The sequence below is a fragment of the Streptomyces sp. cmx-4-9 genome (assembly GCF_046548835.1).
Taxonomy (GTDB): Bacteria; Actinomycetota; Actinomycetes; order Streptomycetales; family Streptomycetaceae; genus Streptomyces.
The window spans coordinates 480,447-498,647 of sequence record NZ_JAEBEE010000002.1; the positions used below are offsets into that span (position 1 = coordinate 480,447).

Annotated in this window: 11 protein-coding genes; 6 read left to right on the forward strand and 5 right to left on the reverse strand. The window is 75.0% G+C overall.

Going from position 1 to position 18,201, the window contains the following annotated elements; translation table 11 throughout:
* Window positions 1–12: 12 nt before the first annotated feature.
* Window positions 13–759: an SDR family oxidoreductase gene (locus ACLJTM_RS08235; protein WP_411102765.1), complete on the reverse strand. Its 747-nt coding sequence runs from the start codon at window positions 757–759 to the stop codon at window positions 13–15.
* 315 nt (window positions 760–1,074) lie between these two features.
* Here ACLJTM_RS08235 and ACLJTM_RS08240 point away from each other — a divergent pair, with 315 nt between their 5' ends.
* Genes ACLJTM_RS08240 through ACLJTM_RS08250 form a run of 3 tightly spaced genes read left to right on the forward strand, consistent with a single transcriptional unit; the run spans window position 1,075 to window position 3,492 of the window.
* Window positions 1,075–2,151: an RNA ligase (ATP) gene (locus ACLJTM_RS08240; protein ID WP_411102766.1), complete on the forward strand. Its 1,077-nt coding sequence runs from the start codon at window positions 1,075–1,077 to the stop codon at window positions 2,149–2,151.
* Complete coding sequence (locus ACLJTM_RS08245; RefSeq protein WP_411102767.1) at window positions 2,148–2,393, forward strand: hypothetical protein; 246 nt, start codon at window positions 2,148–2,150, stop codon at window positions 2,391–2,393. Before ACLJTM_RS08240 ends, ACLJTM_RS08245 begins: the two co-directional genes overlap by 4 nt.
* Window positions 2,394–2,421: 28 nt before the next feature.
* The gene (locus ACLJTM_RS08250) at window positions 2,422–3,492 is read left to right on the forward strand and encodes a LacI family DNA-binding transcriptional regulator (protein WP_411102768.1); all 1,071 of its coding nucleotides are present in this window, start codon (window positions 2,422–2,424) and stop codon (window positions 3,490–3,492) included.
* A gap of 159 nt (window positions 3,493–3,651) precedes the next feature.
* Here the strand turns inward: ACLJTM_RS08250 and ACLJTM_RS08255 are convergent, their stop codons facing one another.
* Complete coding sequence (locus ACLJTM_RS08255) at window positions 3,652–4,968, reverse strand: ROK family protein (protein ID WP_411102769.1); 1,317 nt, start codon at window positions 4,966–4,968, stop codon at window positions 3,652–3,654.
* A 399-nt stretch (window positions 4,969–5,367) separates the two neighbouring features.
* Here ACLJTM_RS08255 and ACLJTM_RS08260 point away from each other — a divergent pair, with 399 nt between their 5' ends.
* From ACLJTM_RS08260 to ACLJTM_RS08270, 3 genes are all read left to right on the forward strand, one after another.
* Window positions 5,368–6,285: an NADP-dependent oxidoreductase gene (locus tag ACLJTM_RS08260; RefSeq protein WP_411103271.1), complete on the forward strand. Its 918-nt coding sequence runs from the start codon at window positions 5,368–5,370 to the stop codon at window positions 6,283–6,285.
* Window positions 6,286–7,670: 1,385 nt separating this feature from the next.
* Window positions 7,671–9,131 (forward strand): basic amino acid/polyamine antiporter, encoded by a 1,461-nt coding sequence (locus ACLJTM_RS08265; RefSeq protein ID WP_411102770.1) that lies wholly within the window; start codon window positions 7,671–7,673, stop codon window positions 9,129–9,131.
* A 43-nt stretch (window positions 9,132–9,174) separates the two neighbouring features.
* A complete protein-coding gene (locus tag ACLJTM_RS08270; RefSeq protein ID WP_411102771.1) occupies window positions 9,175–10,434 on the forward strand; it encodes an arginine deiminase in 1,260 nt (419 codons plus the stop codon).
* Between the two features lie 192 nt (window positions 10,435–10,626).
* On the opposite strand, the gene ACLJTM_RS08275 is transcribed toward ACLJTM_RS08270, so the two are convergent.
* The 3 genes from ACLJTM_RS08275 to ACLJTM_RS08285 form a co-directional block, all read right to left on the reverse strand.
* The gene (locus ACLJTM_RS08275; protein WP_411102772.1) at window positions 10,627–12,783 is read right to left on the reverse strand and encodes a discoidin domain-containing protein; all 2,157 of its coding nucleotides are present in this window, start codon (window positions 12,781–12,783) and stop codon (window positions 10,627–10,629) included.
* 347 nt (window positions 12,784–13,130) lie between these two features.
* Complete coding sequence (locus tag ACLJTM_RS08280; RefSeq protein WP_411102773.1) at window positions 13,131–16,199, reverse strand: poly(A) polymerase; 3,069 nt, start codon at window positions 16,197–16,199, stop codon at window positions 13,131–13,133.
* On the reverse strand, window positions 16,199–18,121 hold the full coding sequence (locus ACLJTM_RS08285; RefSeq protein WP_411102774.1) for an RNA ligase family protein: 1,923 nt from the start codon (window positions 18,119–18,121) through the stop codon (window positions 16,199–16,201). Before ACLJTM_RS08285 ends, ACLJTM_RS08280 begins: the two co-directional genes overlap by 1 nt.
* Window positions 18,122–18,201: the final 80 nt, after the last annotated feature.

Genomic DNA, 18,201 nt, shown 5'->3' on the forward strand with positions numbered 1-18,201 from the left:
GGACGGCTGCGCTCACCGTCCGCCGGACACCCGCAGCACGGCCCCCGTGGTGTAGGAGGCATCGGCGGAGAGCAGCCAGGCGATGGCCGCGGAGACCTCGTCCGGCCGGCCGGGCCGCCCGAGCGGGATGCCGGCGGCGGCCCGGGCGGGACGGTCGGGGTCGCCCATCGCCGCGTGCATGTCGGTCTCGATGATGCCGGGCGCGACGGCGTTGACCCTGATCCCGTCCGGGCCGAGTTCCTTGGCGAGTCCCAGGGTCAGGGTGTCGGTGGCGGCCTTGGTCGCCGCGTAGTGCACGTAGTCCCCGGGGCTGCCGAGGGTGGCGGCGGCCGAGGAGACGTTCACGATGGCCCCGCCGCCGCCCTCCGCCATGTCCTGCGCGGCCCGGCGGCAGCACAGCAGGTACCCGAGGAGGTTCACCTCGACCACCCGCCGCAGGTCCTCCGTCCGGGCGTCGGCCAGCCGTCCCTGCGGACCCGTCACCCCGGCGTTGTTGACGAGCCCGGTCACGGCGCCGAGTTCGGCGCCCGCGACGTCGAAGAGACGCTCGACACCGCACTCCTGCGCGGTGTCCGCGCGCACGGTCACGCAGCGGGCCCCGGCGGCGCGGACCCGCGCGGCCACGGCCTCGGCGGCCGAGGCGTCCTGTACGTAACCCAATGCCAGGTCGTGGCCGTCGGCGGCCAGCCGGAGGCAGGTCGCTGCGCCGATGCCCCTGCTGCTGCCGCCGGTGACGACGGTGACGGATCGCTGTGACACGTGAACCTCCTGAAGTGCGCGGTGCGCTCGCGGTACGGCCGGGCCATCATGGCGGAGCGCGGCACGCCGGGGGGGCCTCCGGCCCGGGACCCGGCCCGCCCGGCTTCCCCCTTCCCGGCACCGCGATAAGCGGTGGACCAGCGCCTGCACCGGCACGGAGACTGGGCGACGCCGGCACGGGGCGCCCCCCGCACGGGCCCCCTTTGCACGGGCGCCCTACGCACGGGCGCCCTACGCACGGGCGCCCCTTGCACGGATGTGCCACGCCCTGCCCGCCCGCAGGCCGCTGCCGCCACGACACCCGAGGAGCCCACCATGTCCACCGTGCGGGTCACCGTCGAGCAACTGACCGTCCACGAGCACCCGGACGCCGACGCGCTGGAGCTGGCCCAAGTGGGCCTCTACCGCGCCGTCGTCGCCAAGGGGGCTTACCGGACCGGTGAGTTCGCGCTCTACCTCCCCGAGCAGTCCGTCCTGCCCGCCGCCCTGATCGAGGAGCTGGGCCTGACCGGGCGGCTCTCCGGCAGCTCCGCCGACCGGGTCAAGGCGGTCCGGCTGCGCGGGCAGCTCTCGCAGGGCCTGGTGTGCCGCCCCCGCGCGCTGGCCGGCGTCGACCTGGCCCGGGCCTGCGCGGAGGGCACCGACTTCGCCGAACTCCTGGGCATCACCAAGTGGTCCCCTCCGGTGCCCACCACGATGAGCGGCGAGGTCGAGGCCGCCCCCGACCTGCTGCCCTGGGTGGACATCGAGAACCTCCAGCGCTACCCCAACGTCTTCGAACCCGGCGAACAGGTCGTCCTGACGGAGAAACTGCACGGCACCGCCTGCCTGTTCACCTACGTGGCGGAGGGCGAGCGGGTCCACGTCACCTCGAAGGGCTTCGGTGCGAAGGGCCTGGCGCTCAAGGAGGACGGGCGCAACGTGTACTGGCGGGCCGTACGCGGCCACGACGTCGCGGCCGTCGCGGCGAAACTGGCCGCCCGGCTCGGCGCCGCCCGCGTGGGGATCTTCGGCGAGGTGTACGGCGCCGGCGTCCAGGACCTGGCGTACGGAACCGACGTGCGCACCGCCGAGGCGCCGCCCGGCTACGCCGTCTTCGACGTCTCGGCCGAGATCGGCGGGGAGGTGCGGTGGCTGGACCCGGCGGCCGTACTGGAGGACGGAGAGCTGCCGTTGGCGCCGGTGCTGCACGAGGGCCCCTACGATCCGGCCGTGGTGCTGGGGCTGGCGACCGGCCGGGAGACCGTGTCGGGGCGGAGCCTGCACCTGCGCGAGGGCGTCGTCATCCGGCCGCGCACCGAGCGGTACAGCCCGGTGCTGGGCGGCCGGGCCATCGCGAAGGCGGTCAGCCCCGCGTACCTGACGCGCAAGGGCGGCACGGAGTACGAGTGACCCGGCCGCCGGGGGAGCGGCCCGGCGAACCGGACCGGCTCGCGGACCAGCTCGACCTGCGCCGGCAGGTGCGCCTGCCGACGGACGGTGACGCCGACCGCACGGATCCCCGGGCGGGCCCCGCACCCTGGTCGCCGGCCCGCGGCTGCCGGGTGGCGGAACCCGGCCGGTTCACCGACATGGCCGGCCCGTCCGCGGGGGAGCTTCCGCTGCGGGCGTACCCGCACGGCAGTGGCACGTGACGCCGGGACCGGCGGATACAGTGCCGCCATGGACACGGGGCGGCGCAGGGGCGCGGGTACGGCGGCGGGCCCGGGGACGCCGCCGACCCTGGAGGACGTGGCCCGGGCCGCCGGGGTCTCCCGGGCCACGGTGTCCCGGGTGGTGAACGGGGTGCGCAATGTGGACCCCGCGATTGCGCTGGCCGTCCGACGGGCCGTCTCCACCACGGGGTACGTGCCCAACCGGGCGGCCCGCTCCCTGGTCACCCGGCGGTCCGGGGCCGTCGCCCTGGTCGTCTCCGGAGCGGGCTCGGCGTCCGCCGGCGAGCGCGACGCGTTCGCCGCCCGCGTGTTCCAGGACCCCTTCTTCGGGCGGGCGGTCAGCGGAGTCGTCCGCGCACTGCGCCCGAGCGGCGTGCATCCGGTGCTGATGCTCGCCGACACCGCCGAGGACCGCGCCGAGGTGCTCGGCTACCTGGGCCAGGGCAGTGCGGACGGGGCCCTGCTGGTCACCACGCACCCGCGGGACCCGCTGCCCGGGATGCTCGCACAGGCCGGGCTGCCCGCGGTGCTGTTCGCCCGCCCCGCGGACGGGGTGCAGCTCGACCACGTGGACCTGCGGCACGCGGAGGGCGGGGCGCTGGCCGCCCGGCACCTGCTGGCGCGGGGCTGCGAACGGCTCGCGGTGATCACGGGCCCGGCGGACGTCCCGGCGAGCCGGGAGCGCGCGGCGGGATTCCGACGGGCGGCGGCCGGCCGAGTACCGGTCGCCGAGGGGGACTTCACGCTCGAAGGGGGCGAGCAGGCGATGAGCAGCCTGCTGGCCCGCCGGCCCGATCTGGACGGGGTGTTCGCAGCGAACGACCTGATGGCACAGGGCGCCTGCCTGGTGCTGCGCGAGCACGGCCGGCGGGTCCCGCAGGACGTGGCCGTCGTGGGCTTCGACGATTCGAGCGCGGCCGAGGCCTCCCGGCCACGGCTGACGACGGTCCGGCAGCCGGTCGAGGACATGGCGGCGGAGATGGTGCGCCTCCTGCTGGAACGCATCGCCTCCCCGGCCGCCGCCGGTCCGCGCGGGGTGCTGTTCAGCCCGGTGCTGGTCCCGCGCGATTCGGCCTGACCCCGGCACGGCCCCCGACCCCGAACCGACCGGGCCCTACGTGTCGGCCGGGCCTTGCGTGTCGGCCGGGCCTTGTGTGTCGGCTGGGCCTTGTGTGTCGGCCGGGCCTTGCGCCCCAGTCGGGCCTTGCGTGTCGGCTGGGCCCGGCGCCCCCGCGGGTCAGCCGCGGCGGGCCCCGGCCCCGCTGCGGACCTCCAGGGAGGTCTGCCAGCCCGGCTGTTCGGCCGGGGGCTCCACGGGCGCGCGGCGGCCGCCCGTCGCGAAGAACGCCGACAGCGGCAGGGTGGCCGCGCCGACGGTGACCGCGTCCGGGCCCAGGGAGCCCATGCCGATGCTGACCCGCCCGGCGGGATGGTGCAGGGAGTAGCGCGTGGCGTGCTCCCGTACGGCGTCCAGGATGTACGGGCCCAGCATCAGCCCGGCCCAGCCGCCGATCAGGATGCGCTCCGGCTGGAAGAGGTTGACGAGGTCGGACAGCCCCGCGCCCAGGTACTCCGCCGTCTCCTCCAGCACCTCCACGGCCACCGGGTCGGCGGCCCGGGCCGCCGCCAGCAGGGCGGACAGGGCGTGCTCCTCGTCCGCCTCCCCGCCCGCACCGGCGTTCCCGCCGCGTTCGGCCCACCGCGCCAGCAGGGACTCCGCGCCGGTGTAGGCCTCCAGGCAGCCCCGCGCCCCGCAGCGGCAGCGCCTGCCCCGCACGGAGACCGTCAGGTGCCCCCACTCCAGCGGGGTGCCCTCCGTCGTGCCACCGTCCGGCGAGCCGTCGGTGATCAGGCTGGCGCCCACGCCGGAGCCGAAGAGCACCACGACCGCCTCGCGTGCGCCGCGCCCCGCGCCGAACCACATCTCGGCCTGGCCGAGCGTGCGGGCGCCGTTGTCGATGATGTACGGGACCTCCTCGGGCAGCGCCCCGGTGGCCCGCAGCAGGGCTTCCAGCGGTACCGCGTCCCAGCCGATGGTCTGGCCGTGCACCACGGCCCCGCCGGGTGCCTCGCGGTCCACTATGCCGGGCACGCCGACACCCACGCCCAGCAGCCGGCCCGTGCCCACACCCGCCTCGGCGAGAACGGTGGCGATCCCCGCCTGGATGTGGTCGACGACGGGTCCGACGTCGTAGCAGCCGCGGGGCAGCAACGGGGTCTCCGTGCGCGCGAGTTCGGTGAGCGTGAGGTCGAACAGCTCGACTCTGACCCGGGTTTCGCCCACGTCGACGCCGATCATGTGGGCGCTGCCAGGGGTGACGCGCAGCAGGGTGCGGGGCCGGCCGCCGTCGGAGTCCACGACTCCCGCCTCCTCCAGCAGGCCGTCCGCGACGAGTTCGCCGACGACGTTGCTGACCGACCCGGAGCTCAAGCCGGTTGCCGGGCCCAGTTCCTGACGGCTCATCGGTCCGCCGAAGTACAGCCGCTGGAGTACCGAGCTGCGGTTGCCGCGCCGCAGGTCCCGCACCGTTCGTCCGCTACGACCCGTGGTCATGTGGCTCCTTCCGCCCCGCCATCGATCGCAACATACCCTTCTGCGACCCGATGGCGCGACCCTTTCGCGCCTCTTAACTCACACCCTAATTTAAGGTCTAGACAATAGGTCGCACCAAAGGCCCATGCAGACGATGCACGGTACCTCCCCGCCGTCCTCCCCACCCCTGCCTACAGGCGGCCGATCCGCCAGGCGTTGAACCGGCGCCGGCCGGGACCCGGCCGCGCTCTCGCTCTCCTGCCGCCGGGCCCGCCGCCAATCCCGGCGGACCGCGGCGGCCGGTTCCCCGGACCGCGCCCGCCCTGCTTCTCGGGGCGGGCGCGCCGTGCGTGGTGGGATGGCCCCGGGGGTGGATCCAGCAGCTCACGGAAGGTCGGGTAGATGGCGCAGGAGAACACCATGCGGGCGATGGCCTACGAGACGTACGGCGGGACGGAGGTGCTGTCCGAGACCCGGCTGCCCCGCCCCAAGGTGGGTCCGGGCGAGGTCCTGGTCCGGGTCAGGTACGCCGGCGTCAACCCGGTCGACTGGAAGATCATGGCGGGCGGCCTCGACGCGCTGATGGACGTCGTCCACCCCGTCGTGCCCTGCTGGGACGTGTCGGGCACCGTCGAGCAGGTCGGCATCGACACCCCCGAGTTCGCCGAGGGCGACGAGGTCATGGCGTACGTCCGCAAGGACTACGTGCACGGCGGGACCTGCGCCGAGTTCGTGACCGTGCCGGTACGGGCCCTCGCGCACAAGCCCGCCTCGCTCGGCTGGGCCGAGGCCGCGGCCCTCCCGCTGGCCGGGCTCACCGCGTACCAGGTGCTGACCCGCCTGGGCACCGGGAAGGACGACACCGTGCTCATCCACGGGGCGGCGGGCGGGGTCGGCTCCTTCGGGGTGCAGATCGCCCGCGCCCTGGGAGCCCGTGTCCTCGGCACCGCCTCGCCGCGCAACCACGACCGGGTCCGGGAGCTCGGCGGCGAACCGGTGGCCTACGGGGACGGCCTGGCCGGCCGGGTGCGCGAGCTGGTCCCCGGGGGCGTAACCGTCGTCGCCGACTTCGTGGGCGGCGTCCTGGACGTCACCCGGGAGGTGCTGCACGACGACGGCCGCCACGCCTCGATCGCCGACCCCACCGTCACCGGCTCGGGCGGGGAGTGGATGTGGGTCCGCCCGGTCGGCGGGCAGCTGGCGGAACTGGCCCGGCTGGCCGACGCCGGGCAGCTCACCGTGACGGTGGCCGAGACCTTCCCCCTGGCGGAGCTCCCGGCCGCCTTCGAACTGAGCCAGGCCGGCCACACGGCCGGCAAGATCGTCATCGAGCTCTGACCACCGTCCCGGACCGCGACCCGACGCCCGGTCAGACCCGTGCGCCGGGTCGGGCCCGGGCGTCCGGTCGGCCCTGGCATGTGGTCAGGCCCCGGGCCGCGGTCAGACCCGCGCTGGGTCGGGCCCGGGCGTCCGGTCAGGCCCGCGCGCCGGTCGGGCCGCGGCGCCCGGTCGGGCCCCGGCACGCGGTCAGGCCCCGGGCCGCGGTCGGACCCGCGCCCGGTCAGCCCCCCGGGCGCCCGGTCAGCCCCGGGCGTCCGGTCGGGTCCTGGCATGCGGTCAGGCCCCGGGCCGTGGTCAGACCCGCGCCGGGTCGGGCCCGGGCGGCCGGTCGGGCCCCGGGCCGCGGTAGGGCCCCCGGGCCTGGTGAGGCCCGCGCCCGGTTAGACCCGCGCCCGGTCAGGCCCGGGCGTCCGGTCAGGCGCCGGCGCCCGGTCACGCCCGCGCCCGGTTGGGCCCCGGCACGCGGTCAGACCCCGAGCCGGGTCGGGCCCCGAGCCGGGGTCAGGCCCGCGTCCGGTCAGGCGCCCGCGCCCGGTTGAGTCCCGGGCGTCCGGTCAGGCCCCGGCGTCCGGTCAGGCTCCGAGCCGCGGTCAGGCCCCGGCACGCGGTCAGGCCCGAGTCGGGGTCCGGCCCCGGGTCGCGGTCAGACCCGCGCCGGGTCGGGCGCCAGCGCCCGGTTGGGCTTCGGCGTCCGGTCAGGCGCCGACGCCCGGTCGAGCCCCGGCGCGCGGTCAGGCCCCGAGCCGGGGTCAGGCCTCGGGCCGCGGTCAGCCCCCGGAGCTCAGGCCCCGGGCCGGGGTCAGGCCCGCGCCCGGTCAGGCCCCGAGCCGCGGTCAGGCCCCGGCGTCCGGTGGGGTCCTGGCATGCGGTCAGGCCCCGGGCCGCAGTCAGACCCGCGCCCGGTCAGGCGCCAGCGCCCGGTTGGGCTTCGGCGTCCGGTCGGGCCCCGGCGCGCGGTCAGGCCCCGGGCCGGGGTCAGCCCCCGGAGCTCAGGCCCCGGGCCGGGGTCAGCCCCCGGAGCTCAGGCCCGGGCCGGGGTCAGCCCCCGGAGCTCAGGCCCGGGCCGGGGTCAGGCCCATGCCCGGTCAGGCGCCGACGTCCGGTCAGGTCCCGGCCGGGCGGGGCGCCGTTCGCTGCTGCGGCGCCCCCGGCCGCCGGACCCGTGACACTCGTGGATATCCACCGGATTGTCCGTATGGCGACTACATTCCCTCCTGTGGCCGCGAGGCACCGGGCCGACACCGGACGGCGACCGGAACGGGGGATGCCGCCCGGCCCGGCCCCCGGCCGCCGCACCCGGCCGCCGCACCGTGGGCGTCCCGCCCGAAGCCCGCCAGCCCCCTGCACGCTGCCCCGACACGAGGGCCTGGACGAGGGAAGCCATGAGCCACGCCGGAACCGACCCCGAAACCGCGCCCACCGCAGACCCGCCCGCCGCCAAACTGACGCTGGTGACCCTGACCGCGCTGGTCGTCGGCTCGATGGTCGGCGCCGGCGTCTTCTCCCTGCCCCGCCGCTTCGCCCAGGAGACCGGCGTGGCGGGGGCACTGATCGCCTGGGCGGTCGCCGGCACCGGCATGCTGATGCTGGCCTTCGTCTTCCAGACCCTCGCCGTCCGCAGGCCGGACCTGGACGCGGGGGTGTACGCGTACGCCAAGGCGGGATTCGGCGAGTACCTCGGCTTCTTCTCCGCCTTCGGCTACTGGGCGAGCGCCTGCGTAGGCAACGTCACCTACTGGGTGCTCATCATGTCGACGGTCGGCGCGGTGTGGCCCGCGCTCGGCAACGGGGACACCCTCCTCGCCGTCGTGCTCTCCTCGGCCGGCCTCTGGGCCTTCTTCCTGCTGATCCGCCGGGGAGTCAAGGAAGCCGCCGCGATCAACAGGATCGTGACCGTGGCGAAGGTCGTCCCCATCCTCGTCTTCGTCGTCCTCGCCCTGTTCTACCTCGACGGGGAGGTCTTCGCGGCGAACTGGGGCGGCGCCGACTACGCCGGCTCGCTCTTCAACCAGGTCCGCGGGACGATGCTGGCCACCGTGTTCGTCTTCCTCGGCGTCGAGGGAGCCAGCGTCTACTCCCGCCACGCCAAGCGCCGCGAGGACGTCGGCCGGGCCACGGTCCTCGGCTTCCTCAGCGTCTTCGCCGTCTTCGCCTCCGTCACCATCGTGTCGTACGGGATCATGCCGATGGCCGAGATCGCCGAACTGCGCCAGCCCTCCATGGCCGGAGTCCTGGAACACGCGGTCGGCACCTGGGGCCAGGTCTTCGTCAGCATCGGCCTCGTCGTCTCCGTCCTCGGCGCCTACCTCGCCTGGACGCTCATGGCCGCTGAAGTGCTCTTCGTCGCCGCCAAGGACCACGACATGCCCCGGTTCCTGGGACGGTCCACGGCCCAGGACGTACCGGCCAACGCCCTGTTGATGACCACCTCGCTCAGCCAGCTGGTCCTGATCGTCACGATGTTCTCCGACGACGCCTTCAACTTCGCCCTCGACCTGACCAGCGCGCTGAGCCTGATCCCCTTCCTGCTGGCCGCGGCCTTCGCCGTGAAGATCGCCCTGCGGCCCGGCAGTGCGCTCACCGCCGGCCGCAGCACCCGCCCGGAGCTGGCGATCGCGCTGGTCGCCACCCTGTACACGGCGTTCCTGCTGTTCGCGGCCGGCCTCAAGTTCGTCCTCGTCTCCTTCATCCTCTACGCCCCGGCGACCTTCCTGTTCGTCAAGGCCCGGCGGGAACAGTACCGGCGCCCGTTCTCCGCCCGCGAGGCCGTGATCTGCGCCGTGTCGGCCGCCGGGGCCGCCGTCGGCGTGATCGCCCTGGCCCTGGGCTGGATCGAACTGTGACCCGTACCGGGATCCCGCACACCCGAACGAAAGGCGCAACGCGTTGAGCACCGAGAGCACCCCCCAGCCTGCCTTCGGCGTCCACTCCGAGGTCGGCAGGCTCCGCAAGGTCCTGGTCTGCGCACCCGGACTCGCGCACCGCCGACTCACCCCGACCAACGCCGACGACCTGCTCTTCGACGATGTGATGTGGGTGGAGAACGCCCAGCGCGACCACGCGGACTTCGTCAACAAGCTCACCCAGCGCGGGGTCGAGGTCGTGGAGCTGCACGACCTGCTCGCCCAGACCATGGGCATCGCCGAGGCCCGCACCTGGCTCCTCGACCGGAAGATCACCGCCAACGAGGTCGGCCTCGGCCTCCTGGAGGACACCCGGGCCTTCCTGGAGTCCCTCACACCGCGCGCCCTCGCGGAGTTCCTGATCGGCGGGCTGTCGACCACCGACCTCCCGGACGGTTTCCGGCCGGACCACGTGGCCCTCGCCCGCGAGGGGACGGGGGCGCGGGAGTACCTGATGCCGCCCCTCCCCAACACCCTCTACACCCGCGACACCACCTGCTGGCTGTACGGCGGCGTCACCCTCAACCCGCTGTACTGGCCCGCCCGGCACGACGAGACCCTGCTGATGAAGGCGATCTACACCTTCCACCCCGACTTCAAGGGCTCCACCGTCTGGTGGGGCGACCCCGAACGGTCCTGGGGCCAGGCCACCTTCGAGGGCGGCGACATCATGCCCGTGGGCAACGGCGTCGTCCTGATGGGCATGAGCGAGCGCACCTCCCGCCAGGCCATCACCCAGGTCGCCGCCTCCCTGTTCGAGAACGGCGCGGCCGAACGCGTCATCGTCGCGGGCATGCCGAAGCTGCGGTCCGCCATGCACCTCGACACGGTCTTCACCTTCGCCGACCGCGACATCGTCACCCTGTACCCCAGGATCATGGACGCGGTCCACGCCTTCTCCCTGCGCCCCGGCGACACACCGGCCGGCGTCGCGGTCACGGACGAAGGGAGCCGGCCCTTCGTCGACGTCGTCGCCGAGGGCCTCGGCCTGGACCGGCTGAGGGTCATCGAGACTGGCGGCGACGTCTACGCCTCCGAGCGCCAGCAGTGGGACAGCGGTAACAACGCGGTCGCCCTGGAGCCCGGCGTGGTGTTCACCTACGACCGGAACACGCAGACCAACACCCTGCTGCGCAAGGCGGGTGTCGAGGTCATCACCATCGTCGGCGCCGAACTCGGCCGCGGCCGCGGCGGCGGACACTGCATGACCTGCCCGCTGGTCCGCGACCCGGTGGACTTCTAGGTCGAGCGCAGGAGGGGGAACACCCGCGGAGCCTGGTCGAGCTTCCCCACGCCGGTCTCCGCCGGTCTCCGCCGGTCTCCGCCGGTACCGCGGCGGTGGCCCCCCGCCGCGTTTCCGTCCGGGGGGGCGCTTGGGTCGCATGGCGCGGGGCGGCCGTTGGCCGCCCCGCGTCGTGCGGGGGTCAGGGGTGGATCAGGGGAACGAGACGACGGTGGACGCGACGGTGGAGGTGCCCGAGGTCGGGGCGCCGATGCCGTTGATGACGTGTTCGTACTGGCCGTTGCCGCCGAGCGAGACGACGAGCAGGTCGTGGAACTTCACGCCCGGTTTCACCGGAGCCTGGAAGCCGTGCTCCTGGCGGATGGTCGGGTCCACGTTGTAGTAGCAGTAGCTGCCCAGGCCCCAGCCCTCGTGCGTGGTCACCGAGTCGGCCACCTTGTAGGCCGCATAGCCCTTGATGGAGCCGTTCTGGATCGCGGCCTGGTTGGGTGCGTCGTACGCCTTCTCGTTCTGGAAGAAGATCGTGCGGCCGCGCTCGCCGTTCCACTCCACGTCGTACTTGTTGAAGTGCTCGACGAAGAGCCCGGTGGCGAGGACGTCGTCGCCGTTCACCCGGAACCCGTAGTCGGAGCGGTTGGTCTCCCAGCCCACCCCGTCGCCGTGGTCGGCCCGCCAGATCCAGGTGTGGTCGACGATCGTGTCGTCGTTGTTGATCACCATGCCCACCGTGGCCTTGCCCGCGCCCGCGCCGCCGACCCGGATGAAGACGTCCTGGACGGTGGTCGGGTTCGCCGCGTGGTCGGCGGAGGCGTTCGCCGGTCCGACCTCCAGCAGGCTCGGGGAGTTGACGGTGCCGGCGTCGACCAGGAAGCCGGCGAGCTTGACCCCGTCCACGTCGGCGACCTTCATCGCGGTGACCCCGTTGTCCGGGACGATCGTCGCGAGGCCGAGCCCCAGGACGATCGTGTCGGGGCGGTTCACCTGGATGGTCTGGTTCACGTGGTAGACGCCGGGGGTGAACAGCAGGTGCAGGCCCTGCGTCAGCGCCGCGTTGATCGTCGCCGCGCTCGCGCCGGGCTTGACCACGTAGAACTTGCTGAGCGGGACCGAGCTGCCCTGCGGCGCGCCGTTGCCCCAGGAGGTGCCGCGGGCGTTCGTGCGCTTCGCCGGGACGAAGACCTTGTACTCGCTGCCGTCCAGGTAGAGGAAGGGCTTCTCCCGGGAGACGGGCGTGGTCTCCAGGGTGCTGTAGGGCGGGTTCGGGTACGACTGCGCCGGCGCGCCCTGGGTCCCGGAGAACACCTGGTTCCACACCGCGTTGGACCAGCCGCCGATCGCGCTGTCACGGGTGTACCACTGCTGCTGCGAGTAGTTGCCGACCTGGCCGTCGATCCTGGAGTCGGCGATGTAGCCGCCGGAGGCCCAGCCGTAGCCGTTCGGCGCCAGGTTGAGGCCGCCCTTGACGTGCATCCGGCGGAACGGGGCCGCCTGGGAGACGGCCCAGCGGTTGGTGCCGTTCACTGGGTTCAGCGCCAGGTTCTCGGCCGAACGCCAGAAGTTCTGCGTGGCGTTGCCCCCGAACCAGCCGGCGTCGACGGTCACGTCGCCGTTGATGGTGGTGTCGTCGGGGTTCAGGCCCAGACCCGAGATCGAGGTGTAGAAGCCGATCTGCGCGTTGAGACCGTTGTACGTACCGGGCTTGAAGAGGAACTGGTAGCGGCCGGAGCCGAACTGTGCGGACTCCTGCTGGGCGAAGACCTGGTCCAGCTTGGCCTGGATGTTCGGCGTGGACGGGTCGAAGACGATCACGTTGGGGCCGAGGTCGCCGCCGCCGGGGATGACCGGGCCGCTGCCGGAGGTGCCGTAGACCTGGAACTCCCAGAGGGAGTAGCCGTACCCGGTGGTGCGCTGCGTCCCGAAGACGCGGACGTAGCGGGCGGTGCCGGTGATGTCGTGGGTGGCCGTGCCGCCGGTGCCCGTGGTGGTGGAGGCGGCGGTGGACCAGGTGGTGCCGTCCGTGGACAGCTCGACCCGGTAGGCCTTGGCGGCTGCGGCCTCCCAGCGGAGGACCACCTGGCTCAGCTGGGCCGGGGCGCCGAGGTCGACCTGTATCCACTGCGGGTCGGCGAACTGGCTGGACCAGCGGGTGCCGTTGTCGCCGTCCACGGCTGCCGATGCCGGAGTGCCGGCGCCCTCCGTGCTGGAGGCGGTGGCGGGCTTGCCCTGGGAGAGCAGGACGGGTGCCGCGTGGGCGGTGGTGCCGGGAAGCAGCACCAGGAGGGCTGCCACCAGCGCGGCGGCGAGCGCCGCGACGGCGAGCCGCGGCGGGCGGTCGGAGAGGAGGGGCATGCGGGGTGCTCCTGACGTCGTGGATCCGGGGGGATCGAAGCGTGAGTGAACTGCCCGCCAGAGAGGCCGTCAAGGGGTTGAGCGTTCATGAACTGAAGATCAACGGGTGTGTCAATGACCCATCAGGCCTGTGAACTTGGGGTTTCTTCAATCCTTGTGAAAAGTGTTGACGAAAAAACTCGGCGGCGTTCTACTAAGGCTCCTGACTGCTCCGTCCCGCCGGGCCCGCTGGGCGGGACGGAGCAGTCTCCATTCAGGAAGTGGCCGACTTCCCGCCCCGGGCATTCCTGTGTGTTCGACACTCGTCGACCCGTGGGGCGGGGCGCCGACGGGGGAGGGGCCCGGTGTCAGAGCAGGTCCGGAACGTCCCCGCCGGCTGCCCACCCCAGTGCGACCCCCGGCAGCCCCGCCAGCGGACGCCGGGCCAGACGCTCCAACCCCGCCGCGTCCGGCGGGGCCGCCCCCAAACCCACCGCGTACCGGGCCAGTCCGGGCCCCGACGCGAAGGGCCGCGGCCAGGCGTGCGCATCCGCCACCCCCGCCTCCTCCAGCGCGCCGAGCAGCCGGCCCATCCGGCCCCGCAGCCGCCCGAGCGACTCCTCGAACCCGGCGCCCCCGGCACCGCGTACGGTCACCACCGCCCAGGCCGCGTGCCTGCGGTGCAGCGGCGGCGGCGCCGTCACCCGCGAAAAGGCCTCCGGACCCTCCTCCAGGAGCTCCCAGGCCCGGTACAGCTCCCGCGCCAGCAGGTCGCGCATCCCCGGCCCGACCAGGGCCGTGCAACTGCGCACCGGCTCCGAGGGGGTCAGTACCGTCACCGGCCCGGCGGCGCCACGGCCGGCCGCACCCGACGCGGTCGGAGCCGGGTACGGGGTGAGGGCCACGGGCTCCCGCCAGTCCCACGCCGCCCACATGCCGAAGAACTCCCGGAGCAGCGAACCGGGTTCCCCGGGCCCGGCCTCCCCGGGCCCGGCCTCCCGCACCGTCCGCGCCGCGAGCACCGCCCAGGCCAGGCCCGGCAGACCGCCGAACGGGGCCGAGTCCAGGCCGCGCGAGCGCGCCCAGGCCTTCACCTCCCGGGCCAGCCCGCCCCAGGCCGCCGACTGCCCCCGTACGGACTCCCGTACGGCGTCCGCGTCGCTCAGCGCGCTCAGGGCCAGGGCCGCCCCCTCGCCGAGCTCCGAGCGCCGCGAAAGCGCCCGGTCCGGCTCCGTCCCGCCGCAGCCGACCAGTACCAGGTCCACGTCGAGGGCGCCCGCCCGGAATCGGAGCCCCGGCGTCCGCGCACCGGCGACCTCCCGGATCCGGCTGACCCCGGGCAGCGCCGTCAGGAGGCGGCTGCGCACCTGCGCGGTACCGGGCGTGCCCGGCAGGACGGCCACCAGGTCCAGGTCCGCCCCGGGGAGGTCGCAGCCCATCCGGCGGGACCCGGCCACCTGGACCAGCGCGCCGTCGAGCGCCTCGGCCACACGGGCGGCGACCTCCCCGACGGCCTCCGCGGCGACCGGGCCGGCGGCCGGCTCGCTGACCGATCCGTCGGCAGGCCCGCTGACCGATCCGCCGGTTGGCCCGGTCGCCGAACCGGTAACCGACCCGCCGGCCGGCTCGCTGACCGGCCCGCCGGCCGGCCGGCTAACCGACCCGCCCGCCGACCCGCCGGTCGGCCCGGTCGCCGAACCGGTGACCGAACCGGCGGGCCGCTCCGCCGCCCACCGCACCTCTCCCGTCCCCAGCGCGACCGTCGCACGGAGTTCCATCGGCCCGTCCCCGCGCCGCGAGAGCACCGCCAGTTCCCCGACCCGGACCGGCGGGGCGCCGCCGAGACGCGCCGCGGGAGCGGCCGCCGGCGGCTCCGGGTCCGGGCTGCGCTCCGGCGCCCGGTGCGGGGTGTGGCCCTCCCCGCACCGGCAACCGGGAAAGCACGCCGCCAGCGCCGCCCGCAGCTCCTGCCACCGGGCGCCGCCCGAGGACGCCGGGTCCGGCCACCGCGTGCCGTCCGCCCCGTGCCCGAAGCCGTGCACCCCCTCCGGCCGCACGGTGAACGGAGCCGTCCCGGCCGCGACAGCGGCCAGCAGGGGCAGCGCCCGGTCGAAGGCGGACTCCGGGACGAAGCCGCAGAGCAGGTCGACGTGCTCGGGCCACCGGCCGGCCTGCTGGCCGCGCTCCGCGCGGGACTCCTCGACTGCCGGGTCGTGCGGTGGCAGCCAGGCCAGTGCGGTCCGCGCCGTCGCGGGTACGTCGAGCCGTGCGGCCGCCGCCGCCGGCCGCGCGCCTCCGCCCTGCCCGAACTCCACGGTCGCCTCCACCCCGAAGTGGTCGGAGACGAACAGCCCGTCCGCGGCCGGGCAGTCCCCGCGCAGGGCGGCCCGTGACACCCGCGCCCGCGCCGACCTCAGCAGGATCCGGTCCAGGCGGGCGGACCGGCCCGCCAGCGAGGCGATCGCGGCCAGCGGATTGACCACCGGATCGAAGGTGGGCGTCTCGTCCGCCGCCCCGTACACCTCGTTCCAGGCATCGCGCATCCCCAGGACGGCCGCAGGCCCCACGGCACCGGTGCGACCGTCGTTGAAATCGCCCAGCAGGGCCACATCGGCGCCGATGCCGGCCAACCCCTCCGTGATGCCGGCCAGTTCGGCCGCCCTGCGGCCCGCCCCGTCCTGCATGTGGTCGCTGGTGAGATGGGTGGCCGCGACGACCAGGGGCCCGGCCGCGGTGTCCACCGCCACGGCGGTAAGCGCCTTGTGCGAGCCCAGCCGGTGCGCCCCGGCCTCCCGCACGGGCAGCCGGCTCAGCACCAGCAGGCCGTACTCGTCGACGTCCCGGCCCCGCGGATCCGTTCCCACGGTGTAGCCGTCCCGCACCCACGGAGCGCCCAGCAGCAGGTCCAGGAGCGCGGGTTCGACCTCCTGGAGCACGATGACGTCGGCGTCCGCGGCCGCCAGGTCGGCCAGCAGCATCGGCCTGCGCCGGGCAGTGGCGATGCGCGGCGCGTCGTACCGGTCCCAGAGCGTGTTCCAGGTGAGCAGCCGCACCCCATCCGGGGCCGCGGCCGCGGCGGCCGCTCCCGCACCGCGCGGGCCGGCCGCGGCCGGCCGCCAGGCGCCGCCGTCCGCGGGGTCCCAGGCGTGCGGGGTGAGGGTCGTGAAGAACGGCGGGCGCAGCAGGAGCGCGTCGCGCGCCCGCCCGGCGCCGGTGGCGTCGATCCGGTCGACACCCGTCGCGCGGTCCCAGACCAGTTCCCCGTCCGCCTCGACGAACAGCACCCGGTGCCAGGGGATGTCGCCGCCGGGCACGAAGGACGGCAGCGGGACCCGCTTCGGCGGGGCGCCCCGCTGGAGCAGCCCGAGGACGAACCGGGACGGGTCGAACCGGGAGTCCCAGCGGACCCGGTGGTACAGCTCCTCGCTCGTGCGCATCAGTGGTCCCCCTCGTCCGCGAACAGGCTGCCCGCGGTGTCCTCGACGGCCCCGGCCGCGCCCACGTACCAGGTGCGGTGGGCCTGACCGGCGTACGGCGGGTCGAACCGGCGCAGCTGCGAGGACAGCACCGGGGGCGGCACCGGGTGCGGACGCACCGCGTTGCGCCGCAGCAGCTCCGCCTCGTCGGTCAGCAGCACGGCGTGCGTGACCAGCGCGTCGTGGCGCCGCGCCACCGACCGGGGCAGGCCGCGCTGGCGGTCGTTGAGCGAGGTGGCGTCCCACACCACGGTGCCACCCCGGGCCAGCGCGGCGTCCAGCCGGTCCAGGCCCTGGCGCAGCACGTCCGCGTTGGCCCGCTGATCGGCCCGCGAACCCCTCGCGGTGCGCAGGTCGTCGAGGCTGATGCAGGTGTCCACCCCGGGCAGGCCGCGGGCGAACGTGCTCTTGCCGCTGCCCGAGGGCCCGCACAGCTGCACCAGCCGGGGGAAGTCGCCCGCGCGCCACCGCCAGGTGGCCGCGACGGCCTCTTCCGCGGCGGCGATCCCGCCCAGGGCGAACGCGCTACGGGCCTCGGCCCAGCAGCGGTCTGCGGCATCCGGGGCGAGCCCGGCGAGCGCCCCGCGCAGCCCGGAGCGCAAGGGCCCGAGCGGATCGGGACCGAGCAGCCCCGCCTCGTCGGCGTACAGCAGGGACCACTCGGCGCACTCCTGTTGCGCGGCATCGGCGGCCAGTGCCCCGGCGAGCGCGTGCAGCACCCCGAGGTCTGCGGCCGCCGCCATCCGAACCAGTCCGGTCCGCCGCTGTTCGTCCGGAAACGGCTGCTGGAGCAGGCCGTACAGCCCGACCAGGTCGGCCACCCGCCTGGCCAGCCCGGCGCCGAGCAGCCCGGCCGCCGGCTGCGCCGCGATCCTGGCGCGCGGCGTACGGTGCATCAGAGCGGCCAGCACGCCGGCGAGCCGGGCGTCCCCGGTCCGGCCCAGCGCGTCGATCCGCGCCGCGGTCTGCGCCACCGCCGCCTGAAGCGCGGGCGCGCCGGCCCCGGGCGCCTGTTCGGCGCCGGCGCAGCTTTCCGCACCCGCATCCCCACCCGGACCCGTACCAGGACCCCCACCGACACCCGCACCCGGACCCCCACCCGCACCCGGACCCGTACGCGCACCCGGACCCGTACGCGCCGCCGCGCCGCTGCCCGCACCCGGGTCCGCACCCGGGTCCGCGCCCGGGTCCGCAGCCGGGCCGACCGCGGCGGCCAGCGCCGCCGCGTCCGGTGCGGCGCCCGAGCGAACCGCCCACAACGGCGCCGCCCGGCCGAGCCCGTTGGGGACCACCGGCGCGAACATCCAGTGCGTGTCGGTCTGCACGTGGCCGGCCCGCACCCACTTGGCCACGTTCCGCCCGAACTCGGCGAGCGGGAAGCCCGCCACGGTCCGTACGACGTACCCCTCCTGGCGGGCCGGGTCCAACACCAGCCTGCGCAGGGCCCGTTCGTCGTAGATGCCGCGCCACAGCACCCGCGGGGCCGGTATCCCCAGCCGCCGCATGAACCGTACGCCGCGGTCCCAGTCCAGGCAGTGCTCCCCGTCCCACACCGAGAACCCGTAGAACCAGCTGTCGAGTTCCTCGTAGGCCAGGGAGTGGCGGGCGTACAGGTTCTCCCCGCACACCCGCCGGCCCTCCGGGATTCCGCGCCCGATCCGGCCCTGGAGGCCTTTGACCCAGGCCCGGGAGGGGTGGTGCGCGGAGTCGAGCGAGCGGGCGTGCAGCCCGTCCCGGTACAGCGTGGTGTTCTCCCCGTCGAGCTTCTCGGTCACCACGACCTCGCGCCCGGCCAGTCCCGCCAACCCGTCCGCCCGCACGTCGTCCGCACTCGCCCCGGGGGACCAGGGCAGATGGGGCGTACGGGGATAGTGCGTGCGCATGATCGCTCCTGGCCGGCGGCGGGTGTGCCGTCACTCTAGGTATGCGGATCAGGCCAATCCACCCATTATCCCCGGTCCGG